Below are 19,676 nucleotides of genomic sequence, written 5' to 3'. Positions count from 1 at the left end.
CCGGTTCCTAGCGGTCAACGGAGGTGGAAATAGGTGGCGTTGTGGTCGGCGATGGCGTCCCAGTCCGCGTCCGTGGGGAACCGTAGGACGTCCCAGCCGGCCTCCTCCAGGCGGTAGCCGGCTTCGAGGTCACGGTCGGAGCCGGGCGCGTGGCCGGGGACGTCGACGAACACGGCGAGGTCGGCGCCGTCCAGATGGAACACGAGGTCGGGGCAGGCGTCCGCCTCCGGGACGGGCACACGGACCTCGTCGGGGAGTCGGTGGCCCTTCGCCCGCAGCCAGCCGAGCAGGTCGCCGTCGGCGACGAGCGCGGCGAGATCGGCCTCCACGGGGGTCGGCGAGGTGTTCCCGGTGCCGGTGGCCGCCGCGTCCGGCGAGACGCTGCCGGATCCGCCGGGTGCCGGGGCCGAGACCGGGCTTCCCGGCCCGGAGGCCGCCGGAGCCAGCCTGCGGAACCGTTCGCTGCGGGACTCGCCGCGGTCCTCGCGCTCGGTGCGGGCCTCGGACAGCCGCAGCAGCAACGGCTGGGCCGCGTGCCGGCTCAGCTGGCGGTGGTGGGTCTGGTTGCCGTAGGTCAGCAGACAGGCGTAGCAGCCGCGGGCGCACTTCTCGCCCTCCGCCGGGCCGCCCTCGTCCTCGCCGGTGTCCCGGTCGAAGTGGCAGATCTCCAGGGCGGTCTTCGCGGCCTCGGCGAGGGCGCCCCTCTCGTGCTGGATCCGGCGCAGCACACCGGCGCCGCCCTCGGCGGCCTCCGTGAACAGCATGCGGCGGCGCGGCCCGTCGTCCGGCGGCAGCAGCTCCGCGGTCAGCTCGGAGTCCTCCAGCTCGAACGCCGCCTCGATGCCCCGCTCCAGCGCGTACAGGAACGACAGCGCCACCGGCTCGGGCAGCGGCTCGTCCAACGTGACGACGAGGATGTTGCGCCGGTCCTCCACGAACGGCAGGACCCGCTTCTTGCGCCGCTTCTCGTTGCCGTCGTCGTCGACCACCGGCATGCCGGTGCCCTCGATGGCGTCCGCGGCGGCCCGGTCGTTGAGCCAGCGGCCGTCGCCCAGGTCCAGCCAGTAGCCGTCCAGCTCCCCCTCCTTGTCGCGGACACGGCCGAGATTGGTGATCCGGACCGTGGCCGAGTCGCCGTAGTCCAGGTCGAGGACGGGCGTGCCGTCGGCGTCGGCGACATGTGAGGTGAGACGGCCCTTGCGGGCGCCGTGGTCCTGGAAGGCGTACGAGGTCTCCAGACGGAAACCGGCCCGCCGGCGCTCCTCCTCATCGGAGGAGATCCGCTCGCGCGGAGTGGTGTACACGGTGTGCAGATGGAGCAGACCGGTGCGCTTGCCGCGCAGCTCCTCCCCGCACATGTCGCACCGGTCGAGGCCGGGCCGGACGACGTAGTGATAGCCGCAGCCGTCGCAGCGCCGGGCCTCCGCCGTCGCCAGCTCGCCCGAGGCGTCCGGCGGCAGCTGCACCCGCGTGACCTGGTAGCGGGCACCCTCGTGGTAGATAAGAGCGCCCGGACCGAACTCGCGGATCGCGAGGAACCGGGGCCGCTGGAGATAGTCCCCGTCGGCGTTGCGGCGGTTGCCGGACCGCGGGATGTACGCGGCCAGCGGCAGCCGCGGGAAGCTGTAGCCGGGCAGGAACCCCTCGGACGCCAGATAGCGGTACGGATTGAAGTCGCTCATCACCGACTTGTTGTCGGTGGAGCGGTTCAGCAGCAGGTTCGTCTGTGTCTCGGCCTCCCGGCGGCGGCTGCGCGCCCGGCTCTGCTCGCCCTGCGTCAGGGTGTGGTCGACGACCCGCTTGTTCTGCTCGTACTGGTCGATGACGGCCGCCCGGAACAGGTCGCGCCACCGGTCGAAGGCGGCGTCGAACTCCGCCGGGGCCCGCTCGATGCGGTCCTCGATCCACTCGTCGTACCACCACGTGGTCGTCTCGAAGTCCGCGATCAGCGGGGCGAGAACGGTACGGGCGGTGTCGGCCGCCCGTGCGCGGGCGGCCTCGTCCAGGGACCGGTCGCGGAACTCCGAACGCAGCGGCAGCGGCATCAGCGGATCGGGGCGGTCCCCGCCCTCGGGGTCGTAGGCGACGTCGACGACCCCCGGGATCGCGGTGCCGAGCTTCATGTCGGCCTCTGCCAGCCAGATGCCCTGGAGGTGGGAGCGGACCAGGTCTTCATTGGCCAGATCCAGCCGCGGTGGGGCCACCTGCCCCGACACCATGTCCTGGGAGCGGCGGAAGTAGTACTGGTCGTGACTGTTGCCCGTCGCGCAGTACGTGGTCACCAGCGCGGGCTGACCGGAACGGCCCGCCCGGCCCGAGCGCTGCGCGTAGTTCGCCGGGGTCGGCGGTACGTTGCGCATCAGCACGGCGTTGAGCGAGGAGATGTCCACGCCCAGCTCCATCGTCGGGGAGCAGTACAGCAGAGGCAGTTTGGCCTCCCGGAACAGCTCCTCACGCTCCAGCCGGTCCTCCGGAAGGACCTGGGCGGTGTGCTCCCGCGCGTACAGGCCGGCCAGCTCGGCGGCCGCGGTGCGGTAGAGGTCCCGGAAGAACGGGTTGACGCGCGGGCCCTCGCCGCCTCGGTAGGTGCGCGCCAACGGGTCGACCACGCCCCGCTCACCGGTTCCGGCCCGCCAGATCAGGTGGGCGGCCGACACCCGGTAACCGGTGCGCTTCTGCGCCGCGCGGCGTCGGTAGGCCGGGCCGGAGAGCTCCGGGGTCGCGTCCACCTCGCGGATCAGATCCGCGTCCCTCAGTACCTTCAGCAGATCCTCGATGACGGTCTGTACGTCGTCCAGCGAGAAGGACGGATCGCGCAACTCGGGCATGTTCCGCTGCAGGTACTTGCCGAACTTGCCACGGGCCGACAGGAACAGCGCGGAGCGCTCCATACCCGGCCGGGACCCGTAGGGGTAGGCGGTTCCGACGGCCGGCCGGTCGCTCTCGCTCAGCACCCACGCCCCGGCCAGCCGCTCCTCGCTCGCCCGCTGAAGGACGTCGAAGTCCTCACGGAAGTACTGCACGTCGATGGCCAGCGCCCGCCGCATGAAGTCGAGCAGAGTACGGGTGATCTCCTCGCGCAGGGCCGGGTCGGCGCCCCGCAGCACGGCGTGCGTGGATTGCCAGCGCTCGTCGTTGGCGGCGAGCCAGTCCAGGTCCTCGTAGTCGATCCGCAGCAGCCCCGTCTGCTCCAGGTTCGGCATCGTGATGCGCCAGCCGCGCTCCAGGTCGCGGTAGAGGCGGTATCCCACGACCTCCCTGAAGGTCTTCACGGCCCGGCGTTCCATGGCGGGCGTCAGGTCCGCGCCCGTCGTGTATTCGCGGGGCGTCAGGCCCATCACCTCGGTGACGGCCTCGGCGAGGTCGTCGTGGCTCAGCCCCTCCTCACCGGCCCGCACCGCGGCCTGGTACAGGGCGCCGCGCAACTGCGTCACCTGGGCGAAGTCGTTGAAGTGCCCGGCCTGGAGCGAGGCGTCCTGCCGGTTGTCGACGAAGGTGAGCAGCTTGCGGGCCTCCTTGCCCAGGCTCTCCTCCGGCACCGCGCGCAGTGACTTCACGATCGACGCGGAGATCAGCGAGGTCGCCGAGGAACGCCCCTCCTGGTCCAGGGTGGCCAGCTTGGCGAAGTCGCGGCCGCGGGTCTGCTCGTAGGAGACCTGGCAGTGCACACAGAACAGGAACGGCGCCGGGACGAACGCCGCGGTCAGCCCCTCGTCCGATTCGTTCCCGTGGGCATCCACGACGACCCGCTTGGGCACCCGGGGCCGGTAGGACTTCTTGACGACCGTCACACCCTGGGCGTCCGGCTCCAGCCACGACTCCGGCAACCGCCGGTCGTCCACGGCCTTCTGCGCATCGGCCGGCCACTCGTAGTCCTCCCCGGGCATGCCCAGGTACAGATAGCCCTCGCCCTGGCGGCCCCCCGAGGCGGAGGTGTCCCGACGCGGCTCGTACCGGAAGCTGCCGCGGTCCTCGGTCCGCCACACGGTCAGGTACTCCTGACCGCACTCCCGGCAGAACGCCAGCGGGAACAGCGGCTTGCCGTCGCTGTCCGGCTGCTCTAGCTGGTAGGTGCGGGTCAGCGGCCGGGTGAGCGGATCCTCCAGCGTCGTGTAGACGGTGTCGCCCTTGGACAGGAACTGGTGCAGCCGGAACGCGAACAACGGCCGCTCCGTCACCGGGTGCTTGGCCTGCGCCCCCGCCTCCAGCGTCGTACGGATCGCCTCGCGCACACTCTCCTCGGGGACTCCGGAGGCGGCGGCCAGTTCCGCCGCCGCGGCCTCGACGGTGTCCGGGGCACAGCGGCGCAGCCGCCCTGTGCCCTCCTCGGACTCCAGACCGAACCGGGACTCCACCCAGCGGGCCAGCGGATCCTTCGTCAGCGCGTCGTACGAGCGGGGCGCAGCCGGGACCCGCAACCGTTCGGCGGGTACGGTCCCGGGTGCCTCGTCGGTCGCCCGGACCAGGGTCTCGCCGATGACCCGCTTCGGCAGCACCGTCGTACCGAACAACCGGCCGGCCACCCGGGCCACCTCGCGCCGCTGGTCCTCCCAGGAGCCCTCGGTGGACATGGTCGCCGAGGTGCCGATGCACTGGAGGGTCTTCGAGGCGCGGCAGGCCTCACGCACGCGGCGGATCAGGAGCGCCACGTCCGCGCCCTGCCGGCCCCGGTAGGTGTGCAGCTCGTCGAAGACCAGGAACTGCAGCCCCTCGGCCATGCGGATCAGGCTGGTCCGGTCGTCCGGCCGGGTCAGCATCAGCTCCAGCATCACGTAGTTGGTCAGCAGGATGTCCGGAGGATCCTTGCGCAGCTTGCGACGGTCCTCGTCGGACTCCTGGCCGGTGTAGCGGGCGAAGGTGACCGGCTCACGGCCCTTGCCGAAACCGTGTCGCAGGTACTTCTCCAGCTCGCCAAGCTGCGAGTTGGCCAGGGCGTTCATCGGGTAGACGACGATCGCCCGCACCCGGCCGCCCGCGTCCGGGCCCGCCGCCTGACGCTCCTTCAGCACCCGGTCCACGATGGGGACGATGTACGACAGCGACTTTCCGGAGCCGGTACCGGTGGTGAGCACATAGGAGTCGCCCGCCTGCGCGGCCTCGATCGCCTGCCGCTGGTGGAGGTGGAAATTCAGCGGCCGGCCGTCGGGGCGCGGCGAGGTCTTCTTCTTGCCGGCCTGGAAGATCTCCGCGCACCGTGGGTGCAGTACCCCGTCCCGGACGAGGTCGGTGACCTGGCCGCCGTCGGCGAAGAACGGGTTCAGCGACAGCCACGGGTCGGGCCACTGGGACTTCGCCGCCAGATCGTCCGCGACGAAGCCCTCGATCCGGGCGTCCCGGATCACCGTCGCGCTCCTGGTGAAGCTCTCGTACTCGCCGATCAGGGCGGCGTGGATGCCGAAGACGTCCATGGCCTCGGGCAGGCGAGCCTCCCTGCGCGGCACGGGTGACGGCGCGGCCGGAGCGGGCTCGGGGAGCAGGGCGCGCAGCCGCGCCACCGGGTCCATCGCCTGCCAGTGCGGAGCGAGCAGGGCGGCCGTTTCGTCCGGCGCGAACGCGAGCGGGATCAGCGCCTCACGGACCAGGTCGGCGTTGTCGGGCCGTAGTTCGGCGTCCTTCTCCAGGAGCCGGTCCACCAGTCGGACCAGTTCGGCGGGCAGATCCGGGCGCACCAGGGTGAGCCGGGGCGGACGCTCGTGCTGGTGCTGCTCGGAGAGTTCGTAGGGGGTTCTGGCGGAGAACGGCGGCCGTCCTATCAGCAGCTCGTACAGGACGCAGCCGAACGCGTAGAGGTCTGCGGACGCGGTGACCTGTTCGGCACGGAACTGCTCGGGCGCCATGTAGCGGGCCGTACCGACGCTCACGCCCGTGCTGGTCAGGCGGGTCTGGTCGGGATCGTCCACGACCGAACCCATGCCGAAGTCGAGGACCTTGACGGTGCCGTCGCGGGTCAGCATCGCGTTGGCCGGCTTCAGGTCGCGGTGGACGACCCCCGCGGTGTGCGCGGCGGTGAGACCGGAGGCGATCTGCGCCCCGATGGCGGCGGCCCAGGAGACCGGGAGTTGGGGCTCCTCGTCGATGAGGTCGGCGAGCGGATGACCGTCGAGCAGTTCCATGGCCAGGTAGGGCAGGCCGGTTCCGCCCGGCGCCCCGTCCGTACCGCCGTCGACGAGCAGGGTGAGGTTCGGGTGGCCCTGGGAGAGCATGCGCATGATCCGCACTTCGCGGCGGAAACGGTCGATCTCCTTGCCGGACCCCGAAGAGTCGACGGCGACCCCGGTCCGGGCGCGCAGGACGGTCTTGAGCGCAACCTCCCGGTGCGGGGAGTCCGGGGCGGCCTCAAGGTCCTCGGCCCGGTGCACCTCGCCCATGTTCCCGCGCCCCAACATCCCCGTGATCCGGAAGCGTCCGTCGACCGTCCCCAGGCTCACTGGCCCTCCCCGTCTCACCCGGCGTATACAAGGTGGGTACATCCGTAGGAAGCGTATACCTTCACCTGTTGACGAGCATCACACCTTCACGTTGACACTGTCAACGGGCAAAGCGCGGCGCGGTGTACGGCAGGCCGTGGCGCTCACCGGATGCGCCGGAGGCTGATCGGGGCACCTCGTCAGCAAGGAGTTCTGGCACCGGCTTCTTTCGGCCACGTACGGCCTGGTCGTGATGCCTCCCGCTCAACGGAGTGCTACACCTCGTACGATCACCTTGCGTATGTGACATGAGAGGCCGCAGCGATGGGGCGGGGGTAGTACGGCATGGGCACACCAGGCTCAGTGGCGGGGCAGGGAAACGGTCCCGATGTGCGCGTGTCCCGGGACAACCTCACCAAACTCGCCGAGGACCTCGACGACATGCAGGGCCACCTGGACAGACAGGTCCGACGCATGGACGCGATCGTCGACCGCGTGGAGGCGGGCTGGCGTGGCCCGGCCGGGGCCGCGTACCGCGCGTTCCACCAGGCCGCCGCTGAGGACGCCGTACGCATCAGGGACGTCATGCGTCACCTGGAGCAGGCCGTTCGCCTGAGTCGTGACGGTTTCTCGGAGAAGGAACTGGACGTGCTCCAGCAGATGCGCAGCGTCCGGGTGGACATCAACAGCGAGGTCGACCGGCTGTCCGCCCCTAACCCGGACACGGGGACCGACAGCGCGCCAGGCGGTCGGCGCAGCAGTCTCGACTCGTTCTGACGCCGCGGCCGGCCCCACCCTTTACAGCGCAGTTCCGAACACGAAACGGGGATTCATGACGACCGGGCCGTCGTATGACGACCACATCACCGTGTCCCTCACCGGTCTCCGCGAACTCGCCGGTGAATTGGAGGACATCCTCAAGAAATTGAACAACAGGCTCGACGATCTCTACGACCGTGCCGTCCCGGTCGTGCTGTCCTGGGAAGGCGAGGCCCGCGAAGTCTTCGTCGACAAACTCGACGAGTGGGACCGCTCGGCGCAGGACCTGCAGGCGGCGCAGAAGTGGCTTCACGCCTGTGCGACCACCTCTCACGTCAATTACACGGCCGCACATCAGGCCGTGCTGCGGGGCTGGGGTGCGCGCTGATGGCCGGCCCGCAGCCGGGTGTGCAAGCGCCCGGAGGGCAGAACGGCACCATCGACGTCAAGCCGTCCGACCTCTACCGGGTGTCGGCGGGAGTCGCCGCCCAGCAGACGCCGATGGACAAGGGCGCGAAGACCCTTATGGACGAGCTGAACAAGTACCCGGACGCCGGCGGTTACGGAACCGCTCCGCAGGCGTTCGCGACCTCGTACGTCAAAGTGGGCAACCGCTTCCTCGAGGTGTGGGCCAAGAGTGTCGTGAGTATCGGCGGAGTGGCGGTCGGCTTCACCACGACGGCCAACAACTACGCGAAGGCGGAGGCGGCCAACGATCCCTCCGGGCGAACGAGGGCGGTCACTCAGCCAGCGCCGCAGGTCGTCGACAGGGCTCCGGCCTACGGTCCCGTACCCAACCTCAAGTGGGGTGATGACGACGGGGGCGACGACATCATCCGCACCCTCCTGGAGTGGGTGCCGGAGCCCGTCCGCGACGTCCTGCGCCCCATCGTGAAGCACGCCTTCCGTATGGGGAAGGTCGCAGAGGTCTACCCTTACCCGCAGCAGCACTATCTCAACTCACTGTCCCAGGCGTGGATGGCGACGACCTCGACGCTCTCGATGTCCGAGACCGCGCTGACCGGAAACATCAGCAGCATCACGCAGCAGAGCAACAGCGAATGGCACGACGCCATGCGGCAGTTCTGCAGCGCTCTGTGGGGGACGACCGCGTGGGGCACGAGCCGCGAAGGCTACGAGTGGAAGCACGACTCGGCCTCGTCGCAGGCCTCCTCGCACCCGGTGATGACGGTGCTGTTCGACACCGCCCAGAAGGTCGGCGACCTGCTGTACGACTTCGCCGAAGCAGCCGTCTACCTCAATCGCGAGGTGTGGGACGTCTACGTGGACGCGATCCGGGAGGCGATCCCCAAGGTGGAGGTGAACCTCAAGGACGGTGTCGGGATGGACGACGTCAAGGGCCTCATCAAAGGTGTGGTGAAGGGGGTTGCCAAGGGAGCGAGACAGCTCGGCGCGGGCATCGTCCTCAACCTCGACACCGGTCGGCTCAATGCGATCGTCACCGAATACAACCGGCGGGTCAACGCGCTGGTGCCTCGTCTCGATGCGCTGGTGGGACCGTTGGACGAGGCATATCGCAGTGCGCCGACCTTCCACGCCGAAGAGGCGCGCGCGCAGGCGTTCGGTGCCCGGGCACTGAACGAGTTCCGGACCGAGCACACATACACAGTCCCGGGAGAGGACCCCAGAAACCACTTCTATCCACTGGACCTGGCCGGCCAGGAAGGCATTCATGGGAGCCACGGCGTCGACAAGCACATCGGACTCAGCGATGACCAGCTGAAGCAGCGCCTGCGGGACCAGGGGAACGCACCGTCGGCCTCCACGTACAAGGATCTGGCGTCCGCGCAGCGTCTGACGCAGCGGGCACTCGACGACATCAACAACGCCCAGCGCGTGGAGGACTGGATCAAGAGGGTGGAGAGGCGGGTGGCCAACAACCCCAACTGGAACCCCGACAACTCGAAACTCGACCCGGCTCTCAAACTCACCGTGAGCGAGGTGACCGGTCGCACCGTGGAACGCGGTGACTACACCTCGCACGGTATGAACGCCTCGGCAAGCGAGGTGCATTCCGTGCAGGTGGCCCTGAAGTACAAGACGGGTATTGACCCGCCCTTCGTCGTCGTCACCTCGTACCCTGTCAGTCCTTAGCAGATCGTAAGGTTCGTTCGTGGTTCATGTTCGTGGCAATGAAGACGGTGACAGCTTGGTAGTACACATCACACGCCTCTTCATCGACGGTCCGATGAGGAGGGTCCTGGAGCTCGCCGCCGCGGTGCGGGACTCCGAGGGAGCGCTTTCACTCGACGCCGAATTGCGGCGTTTCATCCGGACCACGCACGCAAGCGTTGCGACGGAGTGGGTGTGTCCCATCGAAACCGTGACCGCGCTGCTCGACCATGTCGCCGGTCTCTGTGCCGAAGGCGCGGAAGCCGCGCCGCAGGAGTTCCATGACCTCCTGGAACGAGCCGGCGCCGGAACGGACGCCGCCGCGTACCTGCACTCCCTGTCGAGGACGATCCGCACCCTGGCCCAGAACTCGCAGGACGATTACGACGAGCTCCCGTTGTCCCGTTGGGAGGTCGACGTCAGATTTCCCCGGCTCTCCGGGTTCGGGGTCAACTGGGTGTACGACGCGGAATACGCGACCCTTCAGGATTCCCTTCAGGCCGCAATCGATTCCGAGCATCCCTACTGCGGCGAGTTCCTCGCCCCGCTCGCCGCCGAGGCCCAGTCCGCCCTCGTGCTCTTCCCGGGGGGTCAGGCAATGGAGGACAGTCTGTCCCCCGTCGTCGGCTGGGCGACCCCCCAGGCGCTGCGTCACCTACTCCAGGCCGTCGACGACCACATGCAGCGGGAGCACACCGCCCCGTCATGACCCCAAATCCTTCAGAGGTCCTCACCGCCATGCCGTCCCGGAACCGGTCCGCCACCTACCCCGACCGAGAGACCGCCCAGTGGGCCACGCAGCAGGTCGTCACCGCCAACGAGCAAGTCGTCCACCGCTGGCTCGCCCAAGGCACGCGGCCCCGGCTGACCATCGAGGCGTCCTGGCCTACGCGGCCCGACCCCATCGGCCGGGTGCTGTTGCAGGCGATGATGCTGGCGGGGCGGGAGCCCGTCGACGTGCGTGCCGCGCGCGTCGTGCTCAGGCGGGACGCGTCAGCCCCGCACGGCTTCGTCGTCCATGCCACGTTCCCCGTCTATCTCTAGCGCATCCGCCGCTGGTCATCCATGAAGGCCTTTCCTCGTGCCCCTGAGCCCTCTCGAACACGACCGCCGCTACGGCGAACTGGACCAAGCGATCCGTGCCTATGTCGGGCAGTCGGCGGACGACACGCCGGACGCACCCGGCCACGCCCTGACGGCCTACCTCCGGCACACCTGGCACACCCGTCCCTGGGCTCTGGCTGTCGCCGAGCGGCAGGTGCGGGAGTACGCCGAGAACCCGCCCGGACGGCTGAGGCAGCGGCTGGGCGAGTTCTATGCGATCCCCGACGTGGGCCTGCCCGAGGGAGAAGTGCAGAAGTGGCTGTACACGCTCGCTGCCCACATCAGACGCAGCATCGAGAAGGGCGAGGTGCCGCCGCCCGCTGCGCCCGCCACCCACTGGGAGTGGCACGCCCGGTTCCCGGAACTCGGCCAGTTCCTCGGCGGGTGGTTCTCGCAGGACATGCCGGACGAGTTCGAGGATCATGACGCGGCCGTCGCCGACTACCGGACCTCCACCGACCCGCAACTCGTCGCCCGCCTCGTCGGCGAGCTTCAGGAATTGCTCGCCCTCGATCTCGACGAGTCCGACTGTGCCCTGGCTGTCGCAGAGCTGGGCATGGAGGTCGACCCCCCGGCCCCGTACGCCCCGAGCGGCTGGCTCGCCCACCTCGCCGATCGACTCGCCCAGCCGAGCGCGGCGTACAGGCCGTCGCCGCGGGCCGGGCACGAGTAGCCGGGACTCTGCCGGCGGCAGGTCGGGTCGTGGGCGCGTTCTGCCGGACCCCTCTCAGACGCGCAGCAGTGCAGGTCGAAATGGGCCCGGCTGCCTCACCCCTCAGATGTCCCGGAACGTCTCGATCTGTGCCCCCACCGAGTTCAGCCGCTCCGCCAGTTCCTCATAACCGCGGTTGATGACGTACACGTTGCGCAGCACCGACGTGCCCTCGGCCGCCATCATCGCGAGGAGGACGACCACCGCGGGGCGCAGCGCCGGTGGGCACATCATCTCTGCGGCGCGCCAGCGGGTCGGGCCCTCGACCAGGACGCGGTGGGGGTCGAGCAGTTGGAGCCGGCCGCCGAGGCGGTTCAGGTCGGTCAGATAGATCGCGCGGTTGTCGTAGACCCAGTCGTGGATGAGGGTCTTGCCCTGGGCGACCGCCGCGATGGCCGCGAAGAACGGGACGTTGTCGATGTTCAGGCCGGGAAACGGCATGGGGTGGATCTTGTCGATCGGCGCCTCCAGCTTGGAGGGCCGGACGGTGAGGTCCACCAGCCGGGTGCGGCCGTTGTCGGCGAAGTACTCGGGCGTGCGGTCGTGGTCGAGGCCCATCTCCTCCAGGACCGCCAGCTCGATCTCCAGGAACTCGATCGGCACCCGGCGCACCGTCAGCTCCGACTCGGTGACCACGGCCGCCGCGACCAGGCTCATCGCCTCGACCGGGTCCTCGGAGGGGGAGTAGTCCACGTCGACGTCGATGGTCGGCACGCCGTGCACGGTCAGCGTGGTCGTGCCGACGCCGTCGACCTTGACACCGAGCGTCTCCAGGAAAAAGCACAGGTCCTGGACCATGTAGTTGGACGAGGCGTTGCGGATGACGGTGATGCCGTCGTGCCGGGCGGCCGCGAGCAGCGCGTTCTCGGTCACCGTGTCGCCGCGCTCGGTCAGGACGATGGGGCGGTCGGGGCTGACCGCGCGATCGACCTGGGCGTGGTACTGGCCCTCGGTGGCGGCGATGTCCAGGCCGAACCGGCGCAGCGCGATCATGTGCGGCTCGATCGTGCGCGTGCCGAGGTCGCAGCCGCCGGCGTACGGCAGCTTGAACTGGTCCATGCGGTGCAGCAGCGGGCCGAGGAACATGATGATGGAGCGGGTACGGCGGGCCGCGTCCGCGTCGATCGTCTCCAGGTTCAGCTCGGCCGACGGCACGATCTCCAGGTCGACACCGTCGTTGATCCACCGGGTGCGCACACCGATGGAGCCCAGCACCTCGAGAAGGCGGTACACCTCCTCGATGCGGGCGACGCGGCGCAGCACCGTGCGCCCCTCGTTGAGCAGAGAGGCGCACAGCAGCGCCACGCACGCGTTCTTGCTCGTCTTCACGTCGATGGCACCGGACAGCCGACGCCCGCCGACCACGCGCAGATGCATCGGACCGGCGTAGCCGAGGGACACGATCTCGCTGTCGAGGGCCTCCCCGATCCGCGCGATCATCTCAAGGCTGATGTTCTGATTGCCGCGCTCGATCCGGTTGACCGCGCTCTGGCTGGTGCCGAGCGCCTCCGCCAGCTGCGACTGCGTCCAGCCCCGGTGCTGCCGGGCGTCACGGATGAGTTTGCCGATGCGTACGAGGTAGTCGTCTGCCATGCGCTTGAGGTTATCTCAGATATGAGATGTCACTCGGCCGGGGGGTCCGAACGGGTGACAGGACGTCAATATCGGCCGGTGTCCTCAGTGTCGGCGCGCCTTCGTGGTGCGCCGCCATCCGAAAGGTCCGGGCAGATCCATCGATGTCGTACGACGTCCGGTGCTGCTGCGGGTGTGGCGCGGGCCGTTCTTTCCGCCGCCGGTGGTGATGGACCAGGAGCGCTTGTTGATGTTCAGGCGCACCCCCGGAAGGATCCGGAAACTCTTGCGGAACGTGAGCGGCATGCCTGTCTCCTCCTCCGTCGGGCGTGGGTACCTGGTTCGGATACCCGGGAAAAGGGCGCACATGACCGCACTGCGGACGCCGGGGCATGACCATCCGGCGCTCGTGTACTAGAGTTATCTCGACATCGAGATATCTGCCGAGAGAGCACTCCAGTCGCCACCCTGGTAAGGGTTACCTAACTTAGCCTTACCTTAGCGGATCGGCCAAGATGCCGTGGCGGCAGGATCGTGGTGGTACGCGCACATCAATGAAGGAGACTGTCGTGTCGGCGAACAGCTTCGACGCCCGCAGCACGCTGCAGGTGGGCGACGAGTCGTACGAGATCTTCCGGCTGGACAAGGTGGAGGGCTCGGCTCGCCTTCCCTACAGCCTCAAGGTCCTGCTGGAGAACCTGCTCCGCACCGAGGACGGCGCGAACATCACCGCCGACCACATCCGTGCCCTCGGCGGTTGGGACTCGCAGGCCCAGCCCAGCCAGGAGATCCAGTTCACGCCGGCCCGCGTGATCATGCAGGACTTCACCGGCGTTCCCTGTGTCGTGGACCTCGCGACCATGCGTGAGGCCGTCAAGGAGCTGGGCGGCGACCCGGCGAAGATCAACCCGCTGGCGCCGGCCGAGCTGGTCATCGACCACTCCGTCATCGCCGACAAGTTCGGCACGAACGACGCCTTCAAGCAGAACGTCGACCTCGAGTACGGCCGCAACAAGGAGCGCTACCAGTTCCTGCGCTGGGGCCAGACCGCGTTCGACGAGTTCAAGGTCGTCCCGCCCGGCACCGGCATCGTCCACCAGGTGAACATCGAGCACCTGGCCCGTGTCGTCATGGTGCGCGACGGCAAGGCCTACCCGGACACCCTGGTCGGCACCGACTCGCACACCACCATGGTCAACGGCCTCGGCGTGCTCGGCTGGGGCGTCGGCGGCATCGAGGCCGAGGCCGCCATGCTCGGCCAGCCGGTCTCCATGCTCATCCCGCGTGTCGTCGGCTTCAAGCTCACCGGTGAGCTCACCCCCGGCACCACCGCCACCGACCTCGTCCTCACGATCACCGAGATGCTGCGCAAGCACGGCGTCGTCGGCAAGTTCGTCGAGTTCTACGGCGAGGGCGTCGCCGCCACCTCGCTGGCCAACCGCGCCACCATCGGCAACATGTCGCCGGAGTTCGGCTCCACCGCCGCGATCTTCCCGATCGACGACGAGACCATCAACTACATGCGGCTCACCGGCCGCAGCGAGCAGCAGCTCGCGCTGGTCGAGGCGTACGCCAAGGAGCAGGGCCTCTGGCTGGACCCGAAGGCCGAGCCGGACTTCTCCGAGAAGCTGGAGCTCGACCTCTCCACGGTCGTCCCCTCCATCGCCGGCCCGAAGCGCCCGCAGGACCGCATCGTCCTCGCCAACGCCGCCGAGCAGTTCAAGACGGACGTCCGCAACTACGTCGACTCCGTCGACGAGGCGGGCCAGGAGTCCTTCCCGGCCTCCGACTCCCCGGCCGTCGCCCCGAACGGCGCCCCGTCCAACCCGGTCACCGTGACGGCCCCCGACGGCACGTCGTACGAGATCGACCACGGTGCGGTGACGGTCGCGGCCATCACCTCCTGCACCAACACCTCCAACCCGTACGTCATGGTCGCCGCAGCGCTGGTGGCCAAGAAGGCGGTGGAGAAGGGCCTGACCCGCAAGCCGTGGGTCAAGACCACGCTGGCCCCGGGCTCCAAGGTCGTCACCGACTACTTCGAGAAGGCGGGCCTGACCCCCTACCTCGACAAGGTCGGCTTCAACCTCGTCGGCTACGGCTGCACCACCTGCATCGGCAACTCCGGCCCGCTGCCGGAGGAGGTCTCCAAGGCCGTCAACGACCACGACCTCGCGGTCACCTCGGTCCTCTCCGGCAACCGGAACTTCGAGGGCCGGATCAACCCCGACGTCAAGATGAACTACCTGGCGTCCCCGCCGCTGGTCGTGGCCTACGCGCTCGCCGGCTCCATGAAGGTCGACATCACCAAGGACGCCCTGGGCGCCGACCAGGACGGCAACCCGGTCTTCCTGAAGGACATCTGGCCGACCGAGGCCGAGGTCAACGAGGTCGTCGCCAGCGCCATCGGCGAGGACATGTTCGCCAAGTCCTACTCGGACGTCTTCGCGGGCGACGCCCAGTGGCAGGCGCTGCCGATCCCGACCGGCAACACCTTCGAGTGGGACGCCGAGTCCACCTACGTCCGCAAGCCCCCGTACTTCGAGGGCATGACGATGGAGACCACCCCGGTCTCCGACATCTCCGGCGCCCGCGTGCTCGCCAAGCTCGGCGACTCGGTCACCACCGACCACATCTCCCCGGCCGGCGCCATCAAGGCCGACACCCCGGCCGGCAAGTACCTCACCGAGCACGGTGTGGAGCGTCGTGATTTCAACTCCTACGGCTCGCGCCGCGGCAACCACGAGGTCATGATCCGCGGCACGTTCGCCAACATCCGCCTGCGCAACCAGATCGCGCCGGGCACCGAGGGCGGCTACACCCGCGACTTCACCCAGGCTGACGCCCCGGTGTCGTTCATCTACGACGCCTCGCAGAACTACCAGGCCGCCGGCATCCCGCTGGTCGTCCTGGCCGGCAAGGAGTACGGCTCCGGCTCGTCCCGCGACTGGGCCGCCAAGGGCACCGCGCTCCTCGGCGTCAAGGCCGTCATCGCCGAGTCCTACGAGCGCATCCACCGCTCGAACCTCATCGGCATGGGCGTCCTGCCGCTCCAGTTCCCGGAGGGCCAGTCCGCCGCGTCCCTCGGCCTCACCGGTGAGGAGACCTTCGACTTCACCGGCGTCGAGGAGCTCAACAACGGCACCACCCCGCGCACGGTGAAGGTCACCACCGACACCGGCGTCGAGTTCGACGCGGTCGTCCGCATCGACACCCCCGGCGAGGCGGACTACTACCGCAACGGCGGCATCATGCAGTACGTGCTGCGCAGCCTGATCCGCAAGTAAGCGGACCGCCACGGCAGTTCGAGGGCCGCGTTCCCGGGTGACCGGGGGCGCGGCCCGCGCCGTTCGCGGGCGGCCCCGGGGAGGGGCGGGCCGCGTTCCCGGGTGACCGGGGGCGCGGCCCGCGCCGTTCGCGGGCGGCCCCGGGGAGGGGCGGCCCCAGTGAGCGGTGGTGAGTCACTCGCCCCGGTACTTCGCCGCCGCGGCCTGGGCGAGGTCCTGGGACTTGTCCAGGGCCGCGTCCACCGACTGCTGCCCGGCGATGGCCGCGGCGATCTGCTCGGAGACGGCCGTACCCAGCACGGCGAACTCGGGGATGCCCAGGAAGCCGATGCCCTCATAGGGGCGGGGGCCGACGCCCGGGTCCTTGGGGTCGGCGGAGTCCGTCGCCGCCGTGAACTCCTGCCGGTACCAGGCATCGGCCGCCTGCTGGTACTCGGGCTTCTCGTAGAGCGACATGCGGTTCCCGGCGGGCGCCGAGGTCCAGCCCACCTCCTGGCCGACCAGCTCCTGGAACTCCTTGGAGGAGGCCCAGGAGATGAACTCCCAGGCGGCGTCCTTGTTCGCGGACGCCTGCTGGACGCCCCAGGCCCAGGTCCACAGCCAGCCCGCCTTGTCGGTCCTCTCGTGCGGTGCCGGGACGTAGCCCACCTTGCCCTTGACCGAGGAACTGTCGGCCTCGATCGACGAGGCCAGCGACGTGGCGTCGTACATCATGGCGCACTTGCCCTCGACGAAACGGTCCAGGATCTCCAGCACGCCCATCCGCTCGGCGCCGGGCTGCCCGTGGGTGCGGAGCAGGTCGACGTAGAAACCGACGGCCTTCCTGAACTCCGGTGAGGTCAGACGGGCGTTCCAGTCCATGTCGTACCAGGCGCCGCCGAAGGTGTTGACGACCGTGTTGATCGGGGCGAGGTTCTGGCCCCAGCCGGGCAGGCCGCGCAGGCAGATGCCGCTCGCGCCCTCGGAGCCGTCGACCCGGGCGGCGAGGTCGGCGACCTGCTGCCAGGTCGGGTCCGGCGGCATGGTCAGCCCGTCCTTGCGGAACAGGTCCTTGCGGTACATCAGGAAGGAGCCCTCGCCGTAGAAGGGTTCGGCGTAGAGCTTGCCGTCCTCCCCGGTCAGCGAGGACTGCAGATTCGGGAAGACGTCGTCCTGGTCGAACTCCTCGTCGGCCTTCACATAGGAGTCGAGCGGGGCGAGCCAGCCGTTGTCCGCGTAGATCGGCACCTCGTACGCGCTGACGCTCGCCACGTCGTAGGTGCCGGCCTGGGTGGCGAACTCGCGGTTCATCTTCTCCCGCGCCTCGTTCTCCGGCAGCAGCGTGTAGTCGACGGTGATGCCGGTCTCGGCCGTGAAGTGCTTCCTGGTGAGCTTCTCGAGGGTCTGGATCTGCGGCACGTCCGTCGCGAGCACGCTGAGGTCGGCCTGCTCCTCGCCGCCGGGCAGATCGGAGTCACCGCACCCGGCGAGGACCAGACCGGCGGCGGCCGCGAAGGCCACGGCCGCCTGGGTGAGGCGGCTTCGTTTCATGACATAGCGCCCCATACCCACCATTTCCCCGCGTTAGGCATTCCGAACGAAAAGGAATATCAGGTGAATTCCGGGCATGCCTGCCCTCAGGGTCGGCCGCGTCTGGCCTGAGCGCGCCGCGAGAGCGCGTCGGCCGCCACGGCGGCCAGCAGCACCCCACCGGTGATCATGAACTGCACGGCGTCCTGCACCCCCAGCAGCCCCATGCCCGAGGCGATCGACTGGATGACCACCACGCCGAGCAGCACCGACCAGGGCGAGCCCCGCCCGCCGAACAGGCTCGTCCCGCCGATGACGGCCGCCGCGATCGCGTTGATCAGCAGCATCCCCGAACCGGCGGCACGCGCCGTCGTGGGGCTCGCCGAGGTCAGTCCCGAGGCCACGAACAGCCCGCCGAACGCGGCCAGCGTCCCCGACACCATGAACATCGCGATCCGCACCCGCTCCACCCCGATCCCGGCACGCCGCGCCGCCTCGACCCCGCCGCCGAGCGCGTACACCCGCCGCCCGTAGCGGGTGCGGCGCAGCACGTAGTCCGAGACGACCAGGACCACCAGGAAGATCAGCAGCGCGAGCGGCAGCCCCTGGAACCGATTGAGGGTGTGGGCCCCGGCGAAGGCGACCACCGCCAGCAGACCGGTGCGCATCCAGATCTCGCCCCCGGGCCGGTAGGGCATCCCGGTCGCCCGGTGGCGGTTCCGCCGGCGGCGGGCGGCCAGGAAGTACCCGCCCGTGCCGAGCGCCGCGACCGCGTACGCCGCCAGGTCGTTGCCGAAGTGCCTGCTGGTCAGGGAGGCGACCAGGCCCTCCTCGTCGATGTTGATCGTGCCGCTCGCCCCCAGCAGGTAGAGCGTCAGCCCGTTCCAGATCAGCAGCCCGGCCAGCGTCACCACGAAAGCGGGCACGCCGAGCCAGGCGTGGAAGAACCCGTGGAAGGCGCCCACGGCCGTGCCCGCGGCCACCGCCACGATCACCGCCAGCCACTCCGGCACCCCCTGGTTCACGTTCAGCACGGCGAACGCCGCCCCCGCCAGGCCGCTGACCGAGCCGACCGACAGATCGATCTCCTTGATCAGCAGCACGAACACGATGCCGACGGCGACCAGCCCGGTCCCGACGATGTCCACGCTGAGGTTGGACAGGTTGCGCGGCGAGAGGAACTTGTCGTCCAGCCCCTGGAAGACGATCCAGATCACGATCAGCCCGGCGATGACCAGGAGCGGCCCGCGCTCGCCGTCGCGCACTCTGCCGCGGACGTCCCGGGCGTATTCCCGCACACTGTCCTGCCAGCCGCGGCCGGCGCGTCGCTCGCGGCCGGTGGCGACCGGCCCCGCACTGCCCGGCCCGGCCGGTCCACCGCCGCCGTGCGGCCCGCCGCGGCTCACGGCCACGCCTCCTCGTCGCCCTTCGAGCGATGGGCCACGGCGTTGTCCGCCGCCCCGGTGACGGAGGAGATGATCTGCTCCTGAGTCACGGTGCTGACGTCGAACAGACCGTTGTTGCGGCCCAGCCGCAGCACCGCGACCCGGTCCGCGACGGCCTTGATGTCGCCCATGTTGTGGCTGATGAGGATGATCGCCATCCCGCGGTCGCGCACCTCCTCGATCAGATCGAGCAGATGGCTGGTCTGCTCCACGCCCAGGGCGGCGGTGGGCTCGTCGAGCAGCAGCACCTTGGGCACGCCCATCAGCGAGCGGGAGATCGCCACGGCCTGCCGCTGCCCGGCCGACAGCTCGGCGACCGGCATCCGTACGTCGGGGATGCGGATCGACAGGGCGCGCATCAGATCGCGGGCCCGGCGCTCCATCTCGACCTCGTCGAGGACACCCACCCGGTCGATCTCGCGGCCGAGGAAGAGATTGCCGACCACGTCCAGGTTGTCGCACATCGCGAGGTCCTGGTACACGGTCGCGATGCCCAGGGCGTGGGCGTCGTGCGGGCGTTTGATCTGTACCAGGTGTCCCTCCCACTCGATGATGCCCCGGTCGGCGGGACTGACCCCGGAGATCACCTTGACCAGCGTGGACTTGCCGGCTCCGTTGTCACCCGCCAGCGCCACGACCTCCCCGGCCCGCACCTGGAGGTCGACGTCCACGAGCGCCTGGACGCCGCCGAAGCGCTTGGTGATGCCGCGCAACGCCAGTACGGGGGGATGGGCCACGGGGACCACCT

Annotated in this window: 13 protein-coding genes; 7 read left to right on the top strand and 6 right to left on the bottom strand. The window is 69.5% G+C overall.

The window, feature by feature from the left end; all coding sequences use genetic code 11:
- Positions 1-14: 14 nt before the first annotated feature.
- On the bottom strand, positions 15-6,428 hold the full coding sequence (locus tag BJ965_RS08565) for a protein kinase domain-containing protein (RefSeq protein ID WP_184908128.1): 6,414 nt from the start codon (positions 6,426-6,428) through the stop codon (positions 15-17).
- Positions 6,429-6,752: 324 nt separating this feature from the next.
- Between BJ965_RS08565 and BJ965_RS08560 the strand changes: the two genes are divergently transcribed.
- The 6 genes from BJ965_RS08560 (at position 6,753) to BJ965_RS08535 (ending at position 11,076) form a co-directional block, all read left to right on the top strand.
- A complete protein-coding gene (locus BJ965_RS08560) occupies positions 6,753-7,184 on the top strand; it encodes a WXG100 family type VII secretion target (protein ID WP_184908127.1) in 432 nt (143 codons plus the stop codon).
- A gap of 55 nt (positions 7,185-7,239) precedes the next feature.
- The gene (locus tag BJ965_RS08555; RefSeq protein ID WP_184908126.1) at positions 7,240-7,554 is read left to right on the top strand and encodes a WXG100 family type VII secretion target; all 315 of its coding nucleotides are present in this window, start codon (positions 7,240-7,242) and stop codon (positions 7,552-7,554) included.
- Positions 7,554-9,281, top strand: a complete 1,728-nt coding sequence (locus BJ965_RS39215; protein ID WP_246545865.1) for an RNase A-like domain-containing protein — start codon at positions 7,554-7,556, stop codon at positions 9,279-9,281. Before BJ965_RS08555 ends, BJ965_RS39215 begins: the two co-directional genes overlap by 1 nt.
- 229 nt (positions 9,282-9,510) lie before the next feature.
- On the top strand, positions 9,511-10,008 hold the full coding sequence (locus tag BJ965_RS08545) for a hypothetical protein (protein ID WP_246545864.1): 498 nt from the start codon (positions 9,511-9,513) through the stop codon (positions 10,006-10,008).
- A gap of 29 nt (positions 10,009-10,037) precedes the next feature.
- Positions 10,038-10,343, top strand: a complete 306-nt coding sequence (locus BJ965_RS08540; RefSeq protein ID WP_184908124.1) for an RNase A-like domain-containing protein — start codon at positions 10,038-10,040, stop codon at positions 10,341-10,343.
- 37 nt (positions 10,344-10,380) lie between these two features.
- On the top strand, positions 10,381-11,076 hold the full coding sequence (locus tag BJ965_RS08535) for a contact-dependent growth inhibition system immunity protein (protein ID WP_184908123.1): 696 nt from the start codon (positions 10,381-10,383) through the stop codon (positions 11,074-11,076).
- A 102-nt stretch (positions 11,077-11,178) separates the two neighbouring features.
- Here the strand turns inward: BJ965_RS08535 and BJ965_RS08530 are convergent, their stop codons facing one another.
- Complete coding sequence (locus tag BJ965_RS08530) at positions 11,179-12,708, bottom strand: helix-turn-helix domain-containing protein (RefSeq protein WP_184908122.1); 1,530 nt, start codon at positions 12,706-12,708, stop codon at positions 11,179-11,181.
- An 84-nt stretch (positions 12,709-12,792) separates the two neighbouring features.
- Positions 12,793-12,993: a DUF4236 domain-containing protein gene (locus BJ965_RS08525; protein WP_030838640.1), complete on the bottom strand. Its 201-nt coding sequence runs from the start codon at positions 12,991-12,993 to the stop codon at positions 12,793-12,795.
- 263 nt (positions 12,994-13,256) lie between these two features.
- On the opposite strand from BJ965_RS08525, the gene acnA reads away from it, so the two are divergent.
- Complete coding sequence (gene acnA, locus BJ965_RS08520; protein WP_313666757.1) at positions 13,257-15,974, top strand: aconitate hydratase AcnA; 2,718 nt, start codon at positions 13,257-13,259, stop codon at positions 15,972-15,974.
- A gap of 174 nt (positions 15,975-16,148) precedes the next feature.
- Here acnA and BJ965_RS08515 read toward each other — a convergent pair whose 3' ends face one another.
- The 3 genes from BJ965_RS08515 to BJ965_RS08505 all read right to left on the bottom strand — a co-directional run bounded on the left by BJ965_RS08515 (position 16,149) and on the right by BJ965_RS08505 (position 19,665).
- Positions 16,149-17,504 (bottom strand): ABC transporter substrate-binding protein, encoded by a 1,356-nt coding sequence (locus tag BJ965_RS08515; RefSeq protein WP_184908120.1) that lies wholly within the window; start codon positions 17,502-17,504, stop codon positions 16,149-16,151.
- Between the two features lie 86 nt (positions 17,505-17,590).
- Positions 17,591-18,889 (bottom strand): sugar ABC transporter permease, encoded by a 1,299-nt coding sequence (locus BJ965_RS08510; RefSeq protein WP_376777907.1) that lies wholly within the window; start codon positions 18,887-18,889, stop codon positions 17,591-17,593.
- Positions 18,886-19,665 (bottom strand): ATP-binding cassette domain-containing protein, encoded by a 780-nt coding sequence (locus BJ965_RS08505; RefSeq protein WP_184908118.1) that lies wholly within the window; start codon positions 19,663-19,665, stop codon positions 18,886-18,888. The genes BJ965_RS08510 and BJ965_RS08505 overlap by 4 nt, the downstream gene beginning before the upstream one ends.
- Between the last annotated feature and the right edge of the window lie 11 nt (positions 19,666-19,676).

Origin of the sequence: Streptomyces luteogriseus (assembly GCF_014205055.1) — a bacterium.
Classification (GTDB): domain Bacteria; phylum Actinomycetota; class Actinomycetes; order Streptomycetales; family Streptomycetaceae; genus Streptomyces; species Streptomyces luteogriseus.
The sequence above is the reverse complement of the archived record's forward strand: the minus strand, read 5'-3'. Positions and strand labels throughout refer to the sequence as shown.